Annotated in this window: 19 protein-coding genes; 17 read left to right on the top strand and 2 right to left on the bottom strand. The window is 44.0% G+C overall.

Features of this window, described 5'->3' with window-relative positions:
- Positions 1-5 precede the first annotated feature (5 nt).
- From ABT997_RS02775 to ABT997_RS02695, 17 genes are all read left to right on the top strand, one after another.
- On the top strand, positions 6-812 hold the full coding sequence (locus tag ABT997_RS02775) for a dihydroorotate dehydrogenase electron transfer subunit (RefSeq protein ID WP_350018663.1): 807 nt from the start codon (positions 6-8) through the stop codon (positions 810-812).
- Positions 813-822: 10 nt separating this feature from the next.
- Positions 823-1,761 carry a dihydroorotate dehydrogenase gene (locus ABT997_RS02770; RefSeq protein WP_350018662.1) on the top strand — a complete coding sequence of 313 codons (939 nt, stop codon included), beginning with the start codon at positions 823-825 and terminating at the stop codon, positions 1,759-1,761.
- Between the two features lie 373 nt (positions 1,762-2,134).
- Positions 2,135-2,827, top strand: a complete 693-nt coding sequence (gene pyrF, locus ABT997_RS02765) for an orotidine-5'-phosphate decarboxylase (RefSeq protein ID WP_350018661.1) — start codon at positions 2,135-2,137, stop codon at positions 2,825-2,827.
- A 475-nt stretch (positions 2,828-3,302) separates the two neighbouring features.
- Positions 3,303-3,935 carry an orotate phosphoribosyltransferase gene (gene pyrE, locus ABT997_RS02760; RefSeq protein ID WP_350018660.1) on the top strand — a complete coding sequence of 211 codons (633 nt, stop codon included), beginning with the start codon at positions 3,303-3,305 and terminating at the stop codon, positions 3,933-3,935.
- Between the two features lie 134 nt (positions 3,936-4,069).
- Positions 4,070-4,597, top strand: a complete 528-nt coding sequence (locus ABT997_RS02755) for a hypothetical protein (RefSeq protein ID WP_350018659.1) — start codon at positions 4,070-4,072, stop codon at positions 4,595-4,597.
- Between the two features lie 269 nt (positions 4,598-4,866).
- Positions 4,867-6,372, top strand: coding sequence for a glycosyltransferase family 39 protein (locus ABT997_RS02750; protein WP_350018658.1), 1,506 nt, complete (start codon positions 4,867-4,869; stop codon positions 6,370-6,372).
- Between the two features lie 130 nt (positions 6,373-6,502).
- Entirely contained in the window at positions 6,503-7,156 is a 654-nt protein-coding gene (locus ABT997_RS02745) for a uracil-DNA glycosylase (protein WP_350018657.1), read from the top strand.
- Positions 7,157-7,165: 9 nt separating this feature from the next.
- A complete protein-coding gene (locus ABT997_RS02740) occupies positions 7,166-7,630 on the top strand; it encodes an NUDIX hydrolase (protein ID WP_350018656.1) in 465 nt (154 codons plus the stop codon).
- A gap of 11 nt (positions 7,631-7,641) precedes the next feature.
- Complete coding sequence (locus ABT997_RS02735; protein WP_350018655.1) at positions 7,642-8,910, top strand: dihydroorotase; 1,269 nt, start codon at positions 7,642-7,644, stop codon at positions 8,908-8,910.
- A gap of 53 nt (positions 8,911-8,963) precedes the next feature.
- A complete protein-coding gene (locus ABT997_RS02730; RefSeq protein ID WP_238656335.1) occupies positions 8,964-9,803 on the top strand; it encodes an SGNH/GDSL hydrolase family protein in 840 nt (279 codons plus the stop codon).
- Complete coding sequence (locus ABT997_RS02725; RefSeq protein WP_350018654.1) at positions 9,775-10,431, top strand: YpmS family protein; 657 nt, start codon at positions 9,775-9,777, stop codon at positions 10,429-10,431. The genes ABT997_RS02730 and ABT997_RS02725 overlap by 29 nt, the downstream gene beginning before the upstream one ends.
- 314 nt (positions 10,432-10,745) lie before the next feature.
- Positions 10,746-12,308 carry a 2-isopropylmalate synthase gene (locus ABT997_RS02720; RefSeq protein WP_129822098.1) on the top strand — a complete coding sequence of 521 codons (1,563 nt, stop codon included), beginning with the start codon at positions 10,746-10,748 and terminating at the stop codon, positions 12,306-12,308.
- An 11-nt stretch (positions 12,309-12,319) separates the two neighbouring features.
- A complete protein-coding gene (gene leuB, locus ABT997_RS02715) occupies positions 12,320-13,357 on the top strand; it encodes a 3-isopropylmalate dehydrogenase (RefSeq protein ID WP_129822097.1) in 1,038 nt (345 codons plus the stop codon).
- Positions 13,354-13,623, top strand: a complete 270-nt coding sequence (locus ABT997_RS02710) for a DUF1294 domain-containing protein (RefSeq protein ID WP_048689804.1) — start codon at positions 13,354-13,356, stop codon at positions 13,621-13,623. The genes leuB and ABT997_RS02710 overlap by 4 nt, the downstream gene beginning before the upstream one ends.
- A gap of 2 nt (positions 13,624-13,625) precedes the next feature.
- A complete protein-coding gene (gene leuC / locus ABT997_RS02705) occupies positions 13,626-15,008 on the top strand; it encodes a 3-isopropylmalate dehydratase large subunit (protein ID WP_140813962.1) in 1,383 nt (460 codons plus the stop codon).
- Positions 15,009-15,019: 11 nt separating this feature from the next.
- Positions 15,020-15,610, top strand: coding sequence for a 3-isopropylmalate dehydratase small subunit (gene leuD / locus ABT997_RS02700; protein WP_006596431.1), 591 nt, complete (start codon positions 15,020-15,022; stop codon positions 15,608-15,610).
- Positions 15,611-15,707: 97 nt separating this feature from the next.
- On the top strand, positions 15,708-16,493 hold the full coding sequence (locus ABT997_RS02695; protein ID WP_006596430.1) for an L-threonylcarbamoyladenylate synthase: 786 nt from the start codon (positions 15,708-15,710) through the stop codon (positions 16,491-16,493).
- A gap of 75 nt (positions 16,494-16,568) precedes the next feature.
- On the opposite strand, the gene ABT997_RS02690 is transcribed toward ABT997_RS02695, so the two are convergent.
- Together ABT997_RS02690 and ABT997_RS02685 are read right to left on the bottom strand one after the other, a co-directional pair.
- Positions 16,569-17,201 carry a DUF421 domain-containing protein gene (locus ABT997_RS02690; protein WP_154852758.1) on the bottom strand — a complete coding sequence of 211 codons (633 nt, stop codon included), beginning with the start codon at positions 17,199-17,201 and terminating at the stop codon, positions 16,569-16,571.
- A complete protein-coding gene (locus ABT997_RS02685; protein ID WP_154852761.1) occupies positions 17,198-17,650 on the bottom strand; it encodes a DUF3290 family protein in 453 nt (150 codons plus the stop codon). Before ABT997_RS02685 ends, ABT997_RS02690 begins: the two co-directional genes overlap by 4 nt.
- Positions 17,651-17,794 lie beyond the last annotated feature (144 nt).

Raw genomic sequence — 17,794 nt, 5'->3', positions numbered from 1 at the left:
AACCAATGGTCAGTGACAGCTGTAAGAAACGGTTTGGAAAAATCATGATGGAAGACATGGAGTTAATCGCTCAAGAAGAGATTGCGCCACGGATTTTTTCAATGGTCTTGAAGGGGGAAATGGTGGAACAGATGTTGCCGGGGCAGTTTCTCCATATTCGTGTACCGGATGACTCCAAGCTCCTTCGCCGTCCCATTTCTATCTCAGAGATTGATCCAGACAGCCAGACCTGTCGCCTCATCTATCGGGTAGAAGGAGGTGGAACGGCCATCTTTTCTCTCTTGCCTGTCGGTAGCTTCCTCAGTGTCATGGGTCCTCAAGGAAATGGCTTTGACTTAAAAGGTCTTGGTCAAGGGGCGCGTTCCTTGATCATCGGTGGCGGGATTGGAGTGCCTCCCTTGGTCCAAGTGGCTAAACAGCTATATGAGCAAGGAGTAGAAGTCCATTCTGTCCTTGGATTTGCTAATAAAGAAGCTGTGATCCTCGAAGAAGAGTTGAAGCAGTATGGGCAAGTCACTATTACAACTGACGATGGATCTTATGGCACAAAGGGATATGTCTCCACCATCGTTGACCAGATGGACCAGGAGTTTGACGCTATCTATTCTTGTGGGGCTCCTGGCATGCTCAAATATGTCAATAGCAAGTTCTATGACCACCCTCGTGCCTATATTTCCATGGAATCCCGCATGGCCTGTGGGATGGGAGCTTGCTATGCCTGCGTGGTTCATCTGGAAAATGCAAGCCAAGCAGCCAATAAGCGCGTGTGTGAAGACGGACCGGTCTTTGAAACTGGTACAATTGTGATGTAGGGAGGAAAGTATGACAAGCAATCGATTAGCTGTATCCTTACCAGGATTAGACTTGAAAAATCCCATTATTCCAGCTTCTGGCTGTTTTGGGTTTGGCCAAGAATATGCCAAATACTATGACTTAGACTTATTAGGATCCATCATGATCAAGGCGACGACAGCTGAGGCTCGCTTTGGAAATCCTACACCACGTGTTGCTGAGACCCCTGCAGGCATGCTCAACGCCATTGGACTCCAAAATCCAGGCGTAGACGTGGTCTTAGCAGAGAAACTCCCTTGGTTGGCCGAGAATTATCCGGACTTACCGATTATTGCCAATGTTGCCGGGTTTTCCAACGAAGAGTATGCAACGGTATCTCGGAAGATCTCGCAAGCACCAAATGTCACAGCCATTGAACTCAACATCTCCTGTCCCAATGTGGACCATGGCAATAATGGTCTCTTAATCGGTCAGGTTCCCGAGTTGGCTTATGATGCAGTAAAAGCTGCGGTGGAAGCTTCGTCGGTCCCTGTCTATGTTAAGTTGACTCCTAGTGTGGCTGATATTACCCAAGTAGCCAAGGCTGCAGAAGATGCGGGGGCTAGTGGCTTGACAATGATCAATACGCTAGTCGGGATGCGCTTTGACCTCAAGACTGGCAAGCCCATCATTGCCAATGGCACGGGCGGTATGTCAGGACCAGCTATTTTTCCAGTAGCCTTGAAACTCATCCGCCAAGTAGCACAATCGACCAAACTGCCGATTATTGGAATGGGTGGCGTGGATTCCGCAGAAGCAGCTATTGAGATGATGATTGCTGGTGCCTCTGCGATTGGAGTTGGAACTGCCAACTTTACAGATCCATATGCTTGTCCGACCATTATCGAAAATCTTCCACAGGTTATGGATCAGTATGGAATAACTAGCTTGGAAGATTTGCGTCGGCATGTCCGAGAAAATCTATTATAAGGATTATCAAGAAAATAAAAATGCCTGCTGGCTACAACCCCAACAGGCTACTGAGTAAGCTACAACTAAACAACCCTTACTCAGCATACAAAAATTTTACAGGAAAATCGGATCTTCGTCAAGAATTTGACATGTTTGTGAATCTTCCCTAGTCAAAAGATGAAAAAAACAGATTGAATCCGAACGTTTTATGATTATTTCTTGACTTTTCTTTCATATCGTACTACAATGTAGAAAAACCTTTAAAGCGGTCCAGAGAGGCTCCTAAGGTCTAGACGGTGAATCAGGGTATATACTACCTAATTTTCGTGTAACCTTGCCTCGGGCAAGGTTTTTTTGTGGAAAAAATGTCAGCCATAAAAAGGAGAAACCCATGCGTGAAGAACGTCCCATCATCGCCCTTGACTTTCCAGCTTTTGAAGATGTCAAAAACTTTCTAGAACATTTCCCAGAAGATGAAAAACTTTTTGTAAAAATCGGAATGGAATTTTTCTATGCAGTCGGCCCAGAAATTGTTCACTATCTGAAAGGTCGTGGCCACAGCATTTTCTTGGACCTAAAATTGCACGACATCCCAAATACGGTTAAGTCAGCCATGTCTGTCCTAGGCACCTTTGGAGTGGATATGGTGACAGTTCATGCAGCCGGTGGTGTAGAGATGATGTGCGAAGCCAAAAAGGCGCTTGGCCCAGGAGCTAAGTTGGTGGCGGTGACTCAGTTGACTTCTACCAGTGAAGAAGACATGCGTGATTGCCAAAACATCCAAACCACTGTCCAAGAGTCAGTTGTTAATTATGCCCGTAAGGCGCAAGAAGCAGGCTTGGATGGCGTAGTCTGCTCAGCCCATGAAGTAGATTTGATCAAGAAAGCTACATCAGAAGAGTTTGTCTGCGTAACCCCAGGGATCCGTCCTGCAGGAGCAGAAATTGGTGACCAAAAACGGGTCATGACCCCACAAGAAGCCCATGCCATTGGTTCAGACTACATCGTAGTCGGACGTCCGATCATCCAAGCAGAAAACCCATGGGATGCTTATCATGAGATTAAGAGACAGTGGAATAGTTAAGAACGTCTAAGAAGCTGAGCTTCAAGACGTTCTACGGAAAGTCCAATGGGACCTTTCCTAAACTATTCACTAACTTAGTTGAAAGAAAATTATCGTTTCTTTCAACTAAGTGTCGGAATTAAAAAAGTCCGATAGGATATTCCCTAACGCATTCACTAGATTAGCTAAGAGAAAAAAATCGTTTCTCTTAGCTAATCGTCGGAATAGTATGGTCTACTAAAAGTATTACTTTTGTAATTTTACGGGAAGTCCTATGGGACCTTTCCTAAACTATTCACGAACTTGATTGAAAGAAATAAAATCGTTTCTTTCATTCATACGTTGGAACACTAATCGCTACTAAAAGTGAATCTTTTGTAGCTCTAGGGAGACCGATGGGGCCTTTCCTAAACTATTTACTAACCTGTACTGTCGTTCAGAAATCACTTGTTGATTTAATTCGTATTCGATTAAAATCGTAAAAAAAGGAGTTATCATGTCATTAGCTAAAGATATTGCCAGCCATCTTCTAAAAATTGAAGCCGTTTATTTGAAACCAGAAGAGCCTTTTACTTGGGCTTCTGGAATCAAGTCCCCTATTTATACAGATAACCGCGTGACCCTTGCTTATCCTGAAACTCGTACTTTGATTGAGAATGGCTTCGTGGATAAAATCAAGGAAGCTTTCCCAGAAGTAGAAGTGATTGCTGGGACAGCAACTGCGGGGATTCCTCATGGTGCCATTATTGCGGACAAGATGAACCTGCCTTTTGCATACATCCGTAGCAAACCAAAAGATCATGGTGCTGGTAACCAAATCGAAGGCCGTGTACCGCAAGGTCAAAAGATGGTGGTGGTTGAGGATTTGATTTCTACTGGTGGATCTGTCTTGGATGCTGTTGCAGCTGCGAAGCGTGAAGGAGCAGATGTCCTTGGTGTGGTAGCGATCTTCACCTACCAATTAGAGAAGGCTGATAAGAAATTTGCGAAAGCTGGCGTTCAACTTGAAACCTTATCTAACTACACAGAATTAATCCATTTGGCTGAAGAACAAGGTTATATCACCTCTGAAGGATTAGAGTTGTTACGCCGTTTCAAGGAAAACCAAGAAACTTGGCAAAATAAATAATAGAATAGAAGCGTTTGTTGCGCTTCTTTTTTATCCTCTTTTCACTAATTGTTAGCTAACTTGAATTACATAGAAAAATCCTGTATGATAATGGTAATTGTTTTACGATATAAGTGATCTTAAGGGAGAAGCACATGACAAAAGAAAAGTATTTGGAAATGAAAAAGCAGGCGAGAGTTTGGTTTACTGTTAATATCATCATCAGCTTAATTGCTATTACAGGAGGAAGTTTAGTGATTATTAGTAAATCGCGCCACATTCCGTTTTTGCTGATGTCTCTGGGTGCAATCACCTTAATGAATCAAGTTTTGATTACACCTGCGTTTAATGCTAAAAAAGCAGCTGAAGAGCAACACCCAGAGTGGAAGGAATTATCCACGAAAGGTACTAAAATACCTGTTGAAGATTTTCAGAAAGGTTTTCTCATATCGGGTGCCGCTCTTCTGATTGTCATTACTGGTTTCTTCATGTTCTATCGTCCTCTACCAAAAGCAGACCCTACAGTTTCGAATTTGACACCTAAAGATGTTCAAATCCTACAAGAATTGGAAGAAGATATTGACTCCAACATTTCCTCTGATTCAAATTCATTGGATATCGATAAAGCAAAAGATTTAGCAGAGAAAGCACAAAAAGAGAATTGGTTGAAAAGAGACGAGTAAGAAGTCTTTTTTGGGAGTTTTGATGTAGCTAGTCTATGTGAAAGGTTATTAAAACGTTAGTGACAGGAACAACATTTTGGCTTGTTATTGACACTGATTTTATATTTGTTGGTTGTTCTATTCTACAGAGGGCTTGAATTTACAGAGCCCTAGGGAAATGGAGTTTGATATCAAAGAAGATTGCAAATAATATAGAAAATTCCTCAACCTAAATGATTTGATGTCAGCCCAAAACAGCAGAAATGCTGTTTTTTTGATATAATGGACCTATGTTATCGAAAAGTAAACGTATTCTATTTGGGATGCTTCATGTTGTCATGTTGCTAGTGATGGTCCACTGGTTCTTGATCAGTGTGACCTATCTGAGAGAGATTTCATGGCTAGCCATTTTAGGTGCTGGATTTCTATTTCTGCTAGCTTGGTTGAAACGCGATGGGGTTAAAAGAGCCATTGTTTGGTTGACCCGTCATAAAATAGGCTTCTTGCTTGGCGCGATCATCTGTCAGTTGATCTTTATGATTTGTGCGGAGCTTTTGATCCGTCGGGATGCCGCGGTTGTTTTTAAGGGCGCTTTTGATCTTCTTAAACAATCTTCCATCACCAACTACCTCAGTCGCAATCCCAATAACATTCCGCTCTTTCTTTACGAGAAATTTTTCTATGTTTTATTCGGCTCTAGCGGTCTGTGGGTTATGCAGGCTCTCAATATGCTCTATGTCAATCTGGGTGCCGTCCTCTTGTACAAACTGTCCCAGAAGCATTTCAATCAGAAAACAGCTGATCTAGTTTATCTCTTTTATGTCAGCTTGATCTGTTACTCGCCTTATTTCTATTCCATGTATACAGACATTCCTCCGCTTCCTTTGATTGCTCTTCAGTTGTGGTGGGTCTTGGATCTCTTAGAGGAAAACCAAGCAGGGATCTCCTGGAAGAAGATGTTTGCTTTAGGGATTTTATCTGGCGTGACCATGTTGATTCGTCCAACGACGATTATTGTCATGATTGCCTTTTGGGCTGTCCTCTTCTTTAGAGGAAACTGGAAGGCCTTTGGCAAGATTGCTATGGTGACAGTCATGACGACGGGATTTGTCTTTGCAGGATTGAACACAGCGGTCAATCATCAAACAGTTGTGCCGATTCTGAAAAAAGAAGGGCTGGCCAAAGGACCACTCTTGTTTATCAATCTAGGCTTGACGGATATGGGGCATAACCAAGAAGATATGAAAGAAGGCTTGCTGGCTTATATCGATGAGGACAAGCGCTCGGACTACAACAATGGGCTTTTTAAGAAGGAAAATGTCATCAAAGAAATCAAACGCCGCCTCAAGGAGTACGGACCTTTCGGTTTGATTGGGCACGTCTATTACAAGCAATCCTTGACGGTTGCAGAAGGCACCTTGGGTTGGCTATACCGAGATGTAGAGTTTGAGAAGACGCCTTATATTAATCCTCTCTATGCCCCACTCACCCAAAATAGTAGTCTGGCCAAATGGGTGCGAACCTATTTCCTCAGCACGGATCGCCCACAGTACAAGTATTATGAATTTGTGAAACAGTTGATCTGGATTGTCCTATCAGCTGGCTTGGTTGGGGCTTATCTCAAACGTCGAGATACAGATGCCTTCAATTTCCTTTCCTTAGCGGTCTTTGGTGGTTTGCTCTTCTTAACCATCTTTGAAGGTGGGAAGACCCGCTACCTCATCCAATTCTTGCCACAAATTTTGCTAGTGGCTTCGATTGGTCTAGCAGGATTCAGCAAGAAAGAAAATACCTAAAAACTCTCGCTTGTTTAACAGGCAGAACCAGAGGTTGGACAAAAATGTCCAGCCTCTTTTTTATCCAGTGGATCTGTGTCAAATGTGGTATAATGGAAGGTAAGAATTTATTGGATAGCGGAGAGTTTCCATGCAACATTCCCCCTGGCATGAAGCCATCAAATCCCAACTTCCGGAAGGGTATTTTCATCAGATCAATGACTTTATGAATGAGGTCTATAGCAAAGGTAAGGTTTATCCACCTCGTGACAAGGTCTTTAAGGCCTTGCAGACGACTGAGATGGATCAGGTCAAGGTCTTGATTTTAGGCCAAGATCCCTACCACGGACCGGATCAAGCGCAGGGCTTAAGTTTTTCTGTGCCGGATCATGTCCCAGCCCCCCCTTCTTTGCAAAATATTCTCAAAGAATTGCGCTCAGATATTGGAGAGAAGCGGTCGCATGATCTGACCTCTTGGGCAGAGCAAGGAGTGCTCTTGCTCAATGCCTGCTTGACGGTTCCTGCTGGTCAGGCCAATGGCCATGCGGGACAAATTTGGGAGCCGTTCACAGATGCTGTGATCAAGGTGGTCAATGAGTTGGAGGAGCCAGTTGTCTTTATCCTCTGGGGATCTTATGCCCGTAAGAAAAAGCCTCTGATTACCCACGATCGACATTTGGTCCTTGAATCAGCTCACCCAAGTCCCTTATCGGCCTACCGAGGATTCTTTGGTTCCCAACCCTTTTCAAAAACCAATCAATTTTTGACAGAGGCGGGACGCGAGCCGATTGATTGGTTAAGATAGGAGAAAGAAATGCCACAATTAGCAACGATTTGTTATATCGACAATGGGAAAGAATTTCTCATGTTGCATCGCAATAAAAAGCCCAATGATGTCCATGAAGGCAAATGGATTGGAGTTGGTGGAAAATTAGAACGCGGAGAAACTCCTCAAGAGTGTGCTGCTAGGGAAATCCTTGAAGAGACGGGCCTGAAAGCTAAACCAGTTTTAAAAGGGATTATCACCTTCCCTGAATTTACTCCAGATCTGGACTGGTACACCTATGTCTTTAAGGTGACCGATTTTGAAGGAGAGCTCATCGAGTGTAACGAAGGGACATTGGAGTGGGTGCCTTATGATCAAGTCCTCTCAAAACCTACTTGGGAGGGGGACCACACCTTTGTTGAGTGGCTCTTGGAGGATAAACCCTTCTTTTCAGCTATGTTCCGCTATGATGGGGATCGCTTGCTAGAGACCCATGTTGATTTCTATGAATAAAGGAGTAGAAGATGTTAGTCATTAAAAATGGTCGGGTAATGGATCCAAAAACTGGTTTGGACCAAGTATGTGATCTTTTGGTAGATCAGGGGAAAATTGTGGAAATAGGTCCATCTCTTTCTTATGAAGGAGCCCAAGTTATCGATGCGAGTGGCAAGGTGGTAGCGCCAGGTTTGGTGGACATTCACGTTCACTTCCGTGAACCAGGTCAGACCCACAAGGAAGATATTCACACTGGGGCTCTCGCAGCTGCTGCAGGTGGTTTTACGACAGTCGTCATGATGGCCAATACCACTCCAACAATCTCGGATGTCGTGACCTTAAAAGAAGTCTTGGATTCTGCTGCTAAGGAAGCCATCCATGTAAAGACCGTTGCGACGGTTACCAAGAACTTTGATGGCCAACATCTCACCGACTTTGAAGGCTTGTTACAAGCTGGCGCTGTCGGTTTCTCAGATGATGGGATCCCGTTGCAAAGTACCAAGGTAGTCCGTCAGGCTTTGGAAGAAGCCAAACGTCTGGGGACCTTCATTAGTCTCCACGAAGAAGATCCAGAGTTGAACGGCATTCTGGGACTCAATGAGCACATTGCTCGGGAGCACTTCAAGGTTTGCGGAGCGACTGGAGTGGCAGAATACTCGATGGCAGCGCGGGATGCTATGATTGCTCACGCAACAGGTGGCCACCTCCACATCCAACACCTCTCGAAAGCTGAGAGTGTGAAGGTAGTTGAGTTTGCCCAAGCAATCGGCGCTCCTGTGACAGCAGAAGTAGCTCCTCAGCATTTTTCTAAGACGGAAGACCTCTTGTTGTCTAAGGGAAGCAATGCCAAGATGAATCCGCCTCTTCGTCGGGAAGAAGACCGTCGTGCAGTCATCGAAGGCTTGAAGTCAGGAGTCATTACCGTAATCGCAACGGACCACGCGCCTCATCATGCGGATGAAAAGAACGTAGCCGATATCACCAAGGCTCCTTCCGGCATGACAGGATTAGAGACTTCTCTATCGCTTGGTTTGACCTATTTGGTCCATGCAGGAGAGCTCAGCTTGATGGAACTCTTAGAAAAAATGACCTATAATCCTGCTAAATTATATAACTTTGAAGCGGGTTATTTGGAAGTCGGTGGACCAGCAGATATTGTGATCTTTGATCCGGATGCTGACCGTTTAGTGTCTGATCATTTTGCTTCTAAGGCAGCTAATTCACCGTTTGTTGGTGAATCCCTCAAGGGACAGGTGGCCTATACTATCTGCCAGGGTAAGATTGTCTACCAAGCCTAAACCTGACTTAAAAATAAGAAAGTCAAATTGAAAGCTGGACGAATGAGGAGTATATGAATAGTAGAAAAATACTAGAGATGATCTTGTATTGTTTGGTCACTTTTCTGGTCTGCTTTTTTCTGGTCAATTGGCTCCTTCCTTCGGCAGAACCAGTGATGACCAAACCGTCAACAAGTGCCAAAAAGAAGGTAGTCACCTATGTAGCGATTGGGGATTCCTTGACCAAAGGTGTAGGAGATAGCACCAATCAAGGAGGTTTTGTCCCTCTGCTCGCTCAGAGTTTGACCAATGAATCAGGTCTTGAATTCAAAGCGATCAACTATGGTGTTTCTGGTAACACGAGCGGTCAAATTTTGTCACGTATGCAGGAGAAAAAGGAGATTCGAAAGGACCTGAAGAAGGCTCAGTTACTGACCATTACTGTCGGGGGCAATGACCTGCGAAAGGCCATTCTTGAGGATACCAGTAACTTAGATCTGGACCGCTTCGAAAAAGCATCGAAGACCTATGAGAAAAATCTCAAACAGATTATCGAATTGGCCCGCAAGGACAACCCTGATCTGCCTATTTACGTGGTGGGGATCTATAATCCCTTGTATCTCAATTTCCCCGATCTAACGGAATTGCAGACCCTTGTCGATCAGTGGAACCAAAGAACGGAGGAGACCCTCTCTGCCTATCAAGGCGTCTACTTTGTTCCGATCAATGACCTCCTTTATAAGGGCATTGATGGTAAGAGTGGGGTGACAGAATCCGAATTAGGAAAAGAGACTGTGACCAATGATGCCTTGTATGATGAGGATAGTTTCCATCCCAATAATACAGGCTACGAGATCATGAAAGAAGCCGTACTGGAGAAAATACATGCAACTGAGAAAAAATGGTTCGAGTGAGAAGAAGGTTAAGCCAGCAACCACAGGACCTCATTTTAAGGAGAGACGGGAGAAAACGCCGGTTAACATCTGGAAATGGCTCTTTCTAGGCTTGGTCAGTTTCTTATTCGCTACAAGTCTAGTCGTATGGACTCGTTTCTCAACGGTACGAGAGGATGTCCGGCAACTACAGACTCCTAGCCAAGGAGGAGATGTCAAGATCGGCAGTATGACCACAACTAGGGCTCAACTAAATGAAACCATCAAGGTCATGCTTAAAAGTTATCATTTGAGTGATTATCAACTGTATGCAGACAACCAACAGATGTTACTAGAGGGAAAGATGGACTTTTTAGGAAAGGAGTACCCGCTCTATATCTATTTCCAGCCAAGTAAGCTAGAGGATGGGAGTATCCTCTTGACCCTCAAGGATTTTTCGGTTGGGACCTTGAAACTTCCTAAGAAGACCGTGATGCAGGTGCTATCTACAAACAAGGATCTACCTGACTTTGTAAAAATTGATAGCAAAGAAGCGACGATCAAGATCGAGCTTGCTAAGATTAAAAATGAGATGGATTTCTATGTCAAGGCCAATACCATTGATCTATACAATGATCAAATCATCTTTGATCTCTACAGGAAAAAATAAGAAGATCAGGCGAAAGTAAAAAAGCGACTTTCGCCTTTATTTTATTTCTATTCAAAAAATTCAGAATATTGTAGAAAATTCTTGACATTCAATTTTCCCTATGCTAAAATACTAAACAAGACATCAATCAAAGGAGAAAGTCAAACATGAAAACAGCTAAGTTTATTCAATTTGCTTTGTTGTTGAGGTACTCGGGCTAGTGCAAAAGCATTAGTCCTGTTTGGCATACCAAGCGGGAGTAACAAAACATCTCGCTTAGGTAACTGGCGAGATGTTTTTATTTTATTCACTATGTTTAGAAAAGAGGAGACCCTATGCGTAAAGTTGAATTTTTAGATACCAGTCTTCGGGACGGTGAACAGACTCCAGGAGTCAATTTCTCCATTAAAGAAAAGATTGCCATTGCCAAGCAATTGGAAAAATGGGGCATTTCTGCTATTGAAGCAGGTTTTCCTGCAGCTAGTCCGGATTCCTTCACAGCTGTGCAGGAGATTGCAAAGGTCTTGACCAAGACAGCCGTGACAGGTTTGGCTCGCTCCGTTAAATCCGATATCGATGCTTGCTATGAAGCCTTGAAAGATGCCAAGTATCCGCAAGTTCACGTCTTTATCGCAACGAGTCCCATTCACCGGGAGTTTAAACTCAACAAGACCAAGGAAGAAATTCTTGCAGCGATCAAGGAACACGTTTCTTATGCGCGTTCTAAGTTTGAAGTTGTTGAATTCTCGCCCGAAGATGCGACACGGACGGAATTGGATTTCCTCTTGCAAGTTGTCCAGACTGCAGTCGATGCTGGTGCTAGCTACATCAATATTCCTGACACAGTCGGTTTCACGACACCAGCAGAGTACGGAGCTATTTTCAAATACTTGATCGACCATGTCAAGACAGATCGTGAGATTATCTATTCCCCTCATTGCCATGATGATCTAGGAATGGCGGTGGCTAATAGCCTCGCCGCTGTCAAGAATGGAGCTGGTCGTGTCGAAGGAACCATCAATGGCATCGGGGAACGGGCTGGAAATGCTGCACTTGAAGAAGTAGCGGTCGCCCTTAATATTCGCGAAGACTATTTCCAAGTGGAGAGTCCGATTGTCCTTAATGAAACCATCAACACCTCTGAGTTGGTCTCTCGTTACTCTGGGATTCCAATTCCTAAAAACAAGGCAGTGGTTGGCGGCAATGCCTTCTCACACGAGTCTGGGATTCACCAGGATGGAGTCCTTAAAAATCCTCTTACCTATGAAATCATCACTCCTGAGTTGGTGGGTGTCAAGAGCAATAGCCTCCCTCTTGGAAAATTGTCTGGTCGCCATGCCTTTGTAGAAAAACTGCATGAGTTGGGACTGGAATTCACAGAAGAAGACATCCAGCCATTGTTTGCTAAGTTCAAATCTCTGGCAGACAAGAAACACGAGATCACTGATGCCGATATCCGCGCCCTTGTTGCCGGTACAGCAGTGGAAAATCCAGAAGGCTTCCACTTTGATGATCTTCGTCTCACAACCAATGAAGATGAAAGCATCACTGCAGCAGTCAGTCTGAAAAATGAAAATGGTGAAATTCTTGAATACCTTGCCAAAGGTCAAGGTTCAGTGGAAGCAATCTTTAATGCTATTGATCAATTCTTCCATCAAGAAGTTCGTCTGACTTCCTACACTATTGATGCGGTGACAGATGGGATTGATGCCCAAGCGCGTGTACTGGTCACTGTTGAAAACGAAGCGACGGATACCATCTTTAATGCTTCTGGTTTAGACTTTGACGTATTGAAGGCGTCAGCGATTGCCTATATCAATGCCAATACCTTGGTGCAAAAAGAGAATGCTGGAGAGATCGGTCACATTGTATCCTATCGTGATCTACCAGATGCTTAAAGGAGAACACTATGACGAAGAAGATTGTCGCCCTAGCTGGAGACGGGATTGGACCAGAGATCATGGAGGCTGGCCTGTCCGTGCTGAAAGCAGTGGCAGAAAAAACAAATTTTGACTATTCAGTCCAAGATCATCCATTTGGGGGAGCAGGGATTGATGTGGCTGGTCATCCTCTACCAGCTTCTACTCTAGAAGCTACAAAGGAAGCGGATGCCATTCTCTTAGCGGCTATCGGATGTCCTCAGTATGACCAATCACCGATTCGTCCGGAGCAAGGCTTGTTAGCTCTTCGTAAGGAGCTCAACCTTTATGCTAACATTCGTCCGGTCAAGATTTACGACTCCCTCAAGCACCTCTCTCCTTTGAAGGAGGAGCGCATCCATGGTGTGGATTTCGTAGTAGTTCGCGAGCTCACCGGCGGGATCTACTTCGGAGAGCATATCTTAGAAGAAAATCAAGCACGGGATATCAACGACTACTCAGTTGAAGAAGTGGAGCGAATCGTGCGGAAGGCTTTTGAGATTGCGCGGGGACGTCGCAAGAAAGTCACCAGCATTGATAAACAAAATGTCCTCGCAACCTCCAAACTTTGGAGAAAAGTAGCTGATCGAGTGGCTCAAGACTTTCCAGATGTGACCTTGGAGCACCAGTTGGTAGACTCAGCAGCCATGCTCATGATTACCAATCCTTCTCGCTTTGATGTCATCGTGACGGAAAACCTCTTTGGTGATATCCTCTCAGACGAGTCCAGTGTCTTGTCTGGCACTCTTGGGGTCATGCCATCGGCTAGCCATTCAGAATCAGGTTCAAGCATGTATGAGCCTATTCATGGATCAGCTCCAGATATTGCAGGTCAAGGCGTGGCGAATCCAGTCTCGATGATCCTCTCTGTTGCCATGATGATGCGAGAAAGCTTTGATCGAGAAGAAGATGCTAGCCGCATTGAAAAAGCAGTGGAAGCTACTCTTGCTGCAGGGATCTTTACGAGAGACCTAGGAGGCAGTGCTTCGACAAAAGAAATGACAGAAGAGATTATAAAACGCTTATGAGTGTAAAAGGAATGATTACTGGCTTGATCCTTCTATGGAATCTCTTCGTAGGGATTCTCTACGGAGTTGATAAGGAAAAGGCCAAAAGAAATACTTGGCGGATACCAGAAAAGACCTTGCTCTTTTATGCTTTTGCAGTTGGAGGGCTAGGAGCGTGGATAGGAGGGCTACTCTTTCATCACAAGACACAGAAGTGGTATTTTAAGGTCACCTGGCTCTTAGGAACCCTTCTCACACTTTACACACTCTACGCTTTATGGAGGTAAGGATGGCAGGAAAATCAATTTTTGATAAAATCTGGGAACGGCATGTAGTGACCGGTGAGGAAGGCCAGCCCCAACTCATGTATGTGGACCAACACTATATCCACGAGGTGACCAGTCCCCAGGCTTTTCAAGGGCTTAGAGACACTGGTAGAAGGGTTCGGAGACCAGATTTAACCTTTGGAACCTTTGATCACAATGTCCCGACTGTTAACATTTATGATATCCGGGATGTGATTTCCAAGGCTCAGATTGATAAATTAGCTGAAAATGTCAAGGACTTTGGGATCGATCATGCAGGTCATGGTTCAGAAAAACAGGGAATTGTCCATATGGTTGGTCCTGAAACAGGACGTACCCAGCCTGGAAAGTTCATTGTCTGTGGAGACAGCCATACGGCGACCCATGGAGCTTTCGGCGCCATTGCCTTTGGAATTGGGACCAGTGAGGTGGAGCATGTCTTTGCGACTCAGACCATCTGGCAGGTCAAACCGAAGAAGCTCTTGGTCGAGTTTACTGGAAAGCCTCAGAAGGGGATTTATGCCAAGGACTATATTTTGGCCTTGATTGCTCGTTATGGCGTAGCCTGTGGGGTTGGCCATGTGGTCGAGTATAGAGGGGAAGCAATCGATAGCCTCACCATGGAAGAGCGGATGACCATCTGCAATATGTCCATTGAATTCGGCTCTAAGATGGGGATTATGAATCCAGATGAGACGACTTTTGACTATCTCCGTGGTCGTGAATGTGTGCCAAAAGATTTTGAAGCTGCAGTAGCCGATTGGCAGTCCCTGGTCAGTGACAACGATGCGACATATGATAGAGTCATCACCATCGATGTATCCCAGTTAGCACCCATGGTGACCTGGGGGACCAACCCTTCTATGGGAGTCGACGTGGAAACAGCCTTCCCAGAAATTCGGGATATGAATGATGAACGGGCCTATGCCTACATGGATCTCCAACCAGGTCAAAAGGCTTCAGACATCGAGTTGGGCTATATCTTTATCGGATCTTGTACCAATGCCAGACTCAGCGATTTGCAGCTGGCTGCCCGTTTCGTAGAAGGGAAGAAAATTGCCCCTAATTTAACCGCCATCGTAGTTCCAGGTTCCCGTCCTGTCAAACGAGCAGCGGAAAAAATGGGTTTGGATAAGATCTTTCTGGATGCTGGCTTTGAATGGCGTGATCCAGGATGCTCTATGTGTCTCGGGATGAATCCAGACAAGGTGCCGGATGGCGTCCACTGTGCCTCTACTAGCAACCGAAACTTTGAAGACCGCCAAGGATTTGGGGCTAAGACCCATCTCTGTAGCCCCGCAATGGCCGCTGCAGCAGCAATAGCCGGTCGCTTTGTCGATGTGCGCCAAATGCCAGAAGTTGAGTAAAAGGAGGAATCATGGAGAAATTTACCATTTATACGGGAACTACGGTTCCTTTGATGAACGATAATATCGATACCGACCAAATCCTCCCCAAGCAATTTTTAAAGCTGATTGATAAAAAAGGCTTTGGTAAATACCTCATGTACGCTTGGCGCTACTTGGATGATCAATACACCGAGGATCCAGAATTTATCTTTAACAAACCAGAATACAGCAAGGCAACCATCTTGATTACTGGCGACAATTTTGGGGCTGGTTCTTCTCGGGAGCACGCAGCCTGGGCTTTAGCTGATTATGGCTTTAAAGTCGTTATCGCCGGCTCTTTTGGAGATATCCATTACAATAATGAACTCAATAATGGGATGCTACCAATAGTCCAGCCTTTAGAGGTTCGTCAAAAGCTGGCAAGCTTGAAGCCGACAGATGAGGTAACGGTGGATTTGGAAGAGCAGAAGATCATCTCGCCTGTTGGAGAATTTAGCTTTGAGATCGATGGGGATTGGAAGAACAAATTACTCAACGGTCTAGATGATATTGGGATTACCCTCCAATACGAGGACTTGATTGCTGCTTATGAGAAGAATCGGCCCGCCTATTGGCAATAAAAATTGTATAGTTAATTAAGAATTTTCAGAAAATATATTGAAGCTTTTTTGGAATTTTGATAGAATAGAAAAAAAGAAATAGAAGAGGACGAAATTTATGACAAAACACATTCAATGGGACGGAACACTTTCACAAGAAGGATTTGACATTCTTAAAGGCGAGGGTGGTTGTATCGTCTGCCCTACCAAAGTCGGCTACATCATCATGACCAGCGACAAGGCTGGCTTGGAACGCAAGTTTGAAGCCAAAGAACGTAACCGCAACAAACCAGGTGTCGTTCTTTGCGGAAGTATGGATGAACTTCGTGCCCTTGCGCAATTGAATCCTGAAATCGAAGCCTTCTACCAAAAACATTGGGATGAAGATATCTTGCTTGGTTGTATCCTTCCTTGGCGTGAAGATGCCTATGCCAAATTACAAGCCTTCGGCGATGGACGTGAAGAACTCATGACAGATGTTCGTGGAACCAGCTGTTTTGTCATCAAATTCGGTAAAGCTGGTGAGCAAATCGCCAAAGAAATGTGGGAAAAAGAAGGCAAAATGGTTTATGCCTCTTCAGCTAACCCATCTGGTAAAGGAAATCGTGGGAAAGTCGAGGGAATCGGAGAGCGAATCGAAGGTGCCGTGGATTTGGTCATCGAAGCCGATGATTATGTAGCCTCTATCCAACCAGACAAGACTATTGAAACTCGCTATGAACAAGGAGTGATGGTTTCTATGGTTGATGCAGAAGGAAAACTCATCCCAGAACAAGGAGCAGGTAGCCGTTCTGTCAATACTTGCCCAGTTGTGATTCGTAAGGGATTGGATATCGACAAGATCATGATGCACTTATCTGATCATTTCAACTCTTGGAACTACCGCCAAGGGGAGTACTATTAAAAGATAGAAAAAAGGTCGTTACAGTTCGTAACGACCTTTTACTTGTCTATTTTATCGAATAGCTGATTTCCAACTTTAATAAGTCACGACATTAATCTCACCCTTGTCGTACTCAGCGATAAAGATGTCATCGACATTTTCAAATCCTTTTTTATTCAGTTCTGCCATAAGCCATTCTTCAGTTTTACCGATGGTCTCTAAGATTTCTACTTGGACTACACCATCTGTAATGATTGGGTATTTGGGATTTTCATCTCCCATTCGAACGATTATGAGTTGGCCATTTTGTTCGATGATGGCTCTTTTGACTTCTTTCAATTGGAAGACCCCTTGAGAGCGCAACTTAAGAGCGACGTCAGAAGCAGAAAGGCCTTTTGAGCGACAAGCTTCTGGATCTAATTTTCCGTTTTTTATGATAATAGTTGGTTTTCCATCAATCAGATGTTTGATGAAGTAAACATTGGTATTAAGCCATTTGAGTGACAGAATCAAAATCGTCCAGATGATGAGGATGACGACATATTGAAGGATGGTAATCGAGCTATTGTAGATGACCCCGCCGATAATACCCCCGAGAACAAAGTTCTGTATTTGGTCTACTGCAGAACTTGGCGCTAAATTTCCTTTTCCTGTTACGTTAATAACAAAAACAAGAGAAAGAAGCCCGAAGGCCAATTTAATTGCAATTGTAGCAAAAAAGCTTATCATTTTTCAACCTCCACCAGTTCTACATCTGTTTTATATAAGTCCATTTTTTCAAGTAAATAGCTATCTGGGTCTGTTCCGCTAATCGCACGATAGAATTGCTTGTCTACCTTGATAATAGCTCCGTCGGTCGTATCCGAAGTATTGACATAGACATCTTCTTTATCTACACCTAATTCTTTTGAAACAACTTCGATAAAGTGTAGGGAAGAGCGGAATTGATTGTCATTAGACTGATTGTTTTGAGAATTTGAAATGCCAATCAAAACAACGGCTACTAAGATTAAGACAGAAATAATAGACAATTCACGGAACTTACTTCCACGTTTATCCTTATATGCCTTAAAGACAAAAAAAGCCGTTACCAACACTAAGAGAATGGACATGATCACCATGACCCAATTTTGCTGGCTAATCTGACTCAGTACATAGTCGTAGGAATATAATTTCATAAAAACCCCTCAATTATTTTGTATTCAAGCTATTATAAACTATTTCAATCCTTACTTCAATGATTTAAAGTGACATTCTCATTGTTTAAAGGTATGGATTGTACCTTAAGGTGGAAGAATAGAAGTAGGAGTTTTCTATCTAAT

It is taken from the genome of Streptococcus australis (assembly GCF_040226615.1).
Classification (GTDB): Bacteria; Bacillota; Bacilli; order Lactobacillales; family Streptococcaceae; genus Streptococcus; species Streptococcus australis_E.
This window is presented reverse-complemented; position numbering and strand designations above follow the sequence as displayed.

Bases quoted from the DNA above. Each gene is read 5' to 3' on its own strand.
- ABT997_RS02775 (WP_350018663.1), top strand. From the start codon at position 6: ATGGTCAGTGACAGCTGTAAGAAACGGTTTGGAAAAATCATGATGGAA.
- ABT997_RS02770 (WP_350018662.1), top strand. From the start codon at position 823: ATGACAAGCAATCGATTAGCTGTATCCTTACCAGGATTAGACTTGAAA.
- pyrF (WP_350018661.1), top strand. From the start codon at position 2,135: ATGCGTGAAGAACGTCCCATCATCGCCCTTGACTTTCCAGCTTTTGAA.
- pyrE (WP_350018660.1), top strand. From the start codon at position 3,303: ATGTCATTAGCTAAAGATATTGCCAGCCATCTTCTAAAAATTGAAGCC.
- ABT997_RS02755 (WP_350018659.1), top strand. From the start codon at position 4,070: ATGACAAAAGAAAAGTATTTGGAAATGAAAAAGCAGGCGAGAGTTTGG.
- ABT997_RS02750 (WP_350018658.1), top strand. From the start codon at position 4,867: ATGTTATCGAAAAGTAAACGTATTCTATTTGGGATGCTTCATGTTGTC.
- ABT997_RS02745 (WP_350018657.1), top strand. From the start codon at position 6,503: ATGCAACATTCCCCCTGGCATGAAGCCATCAAATCCCAACTTCCGGAA.
- ABT997_RS02740 (WP_350018656.1), top strand. From the start codon at position 7,166: ATGCCACAATTAGCAACGATTTGTTATATCGACAATGGGAAAGAATTT.
- ABT997_RS02735 (WP_350018655.1), top strand. From the start codon at position 7,642: ATGTTAGTCATTAAAAATGGTCGGGTAATGGATCCAAAAACTGGTTTG.
- ABT997_RS02730 (WP_238656335.1), top strand. From the start codon at position 8,964: ATGAATAGTAGAAAAATACTAGAGATGATCTTGTATTGTTTGGTCACT.
- ABT997_RS02725 (WP_350018654.1), top strand. From the start codon at position 9,775: ATGCAACTGAGAAAAAATGGTTCGAGTGAGAAGAAGGTTAAGCCAGCA.
- ABT997_RS02720 (WP_129822098.1), top strand. From the start codon at position 10,746: ATGCGTAAAGTTGAATTTTTAGATACCAGTCTTCGGGACGGTGAACAG.
- leuB (WP_129822097.1), top strand. From the start codon at position 12,320: ATGACGAAGAAGATTGTCGCCCTAGCTGGAGACGGGATTGGACCAGAG.
- ABT997_RS02710 (WP_048689804.1), top strand. From the start codon at position 13,354: ATGAGTGTAAAAGGAATGATTACTGGCTTGATCCTTCTATGGAATCTC.
- leuC (WP_140813962.1), top strand. From the start codon at position 13,626: ATGGCAGGAAAATCAATTTTTGATAAAATCTGGGAACGGCATGTAGTG.
- leuD (WP_006596431.1), top strand. From the start codon at position 15,020: ATGGAGAAATTTACCATTTATACGGGAACTACGGTTCCTTTGATGAAC.
- ABT997_RS02695 (WP_006596430.1), top strand. From the start codon at position 15,708: ATGACAAAACACATTCAATGGGACGGAACACTTTCACAAGAAGGATTT.
- ABT997_RS02690 (WP_154852758.1), bottom strand. From the start codon at position 17,201: ATGATAAGCTTTTTTGCTACAATTGCAATTAAATTGGCCTTCGGGCTT.
- ABT997_RS02685 (WP_154852761.1), bottom strand. From the start codon at position 17,650: ATGAAATTATATTCCTACGACTATGTACTGAGTCAGATTAGCCAGCAA.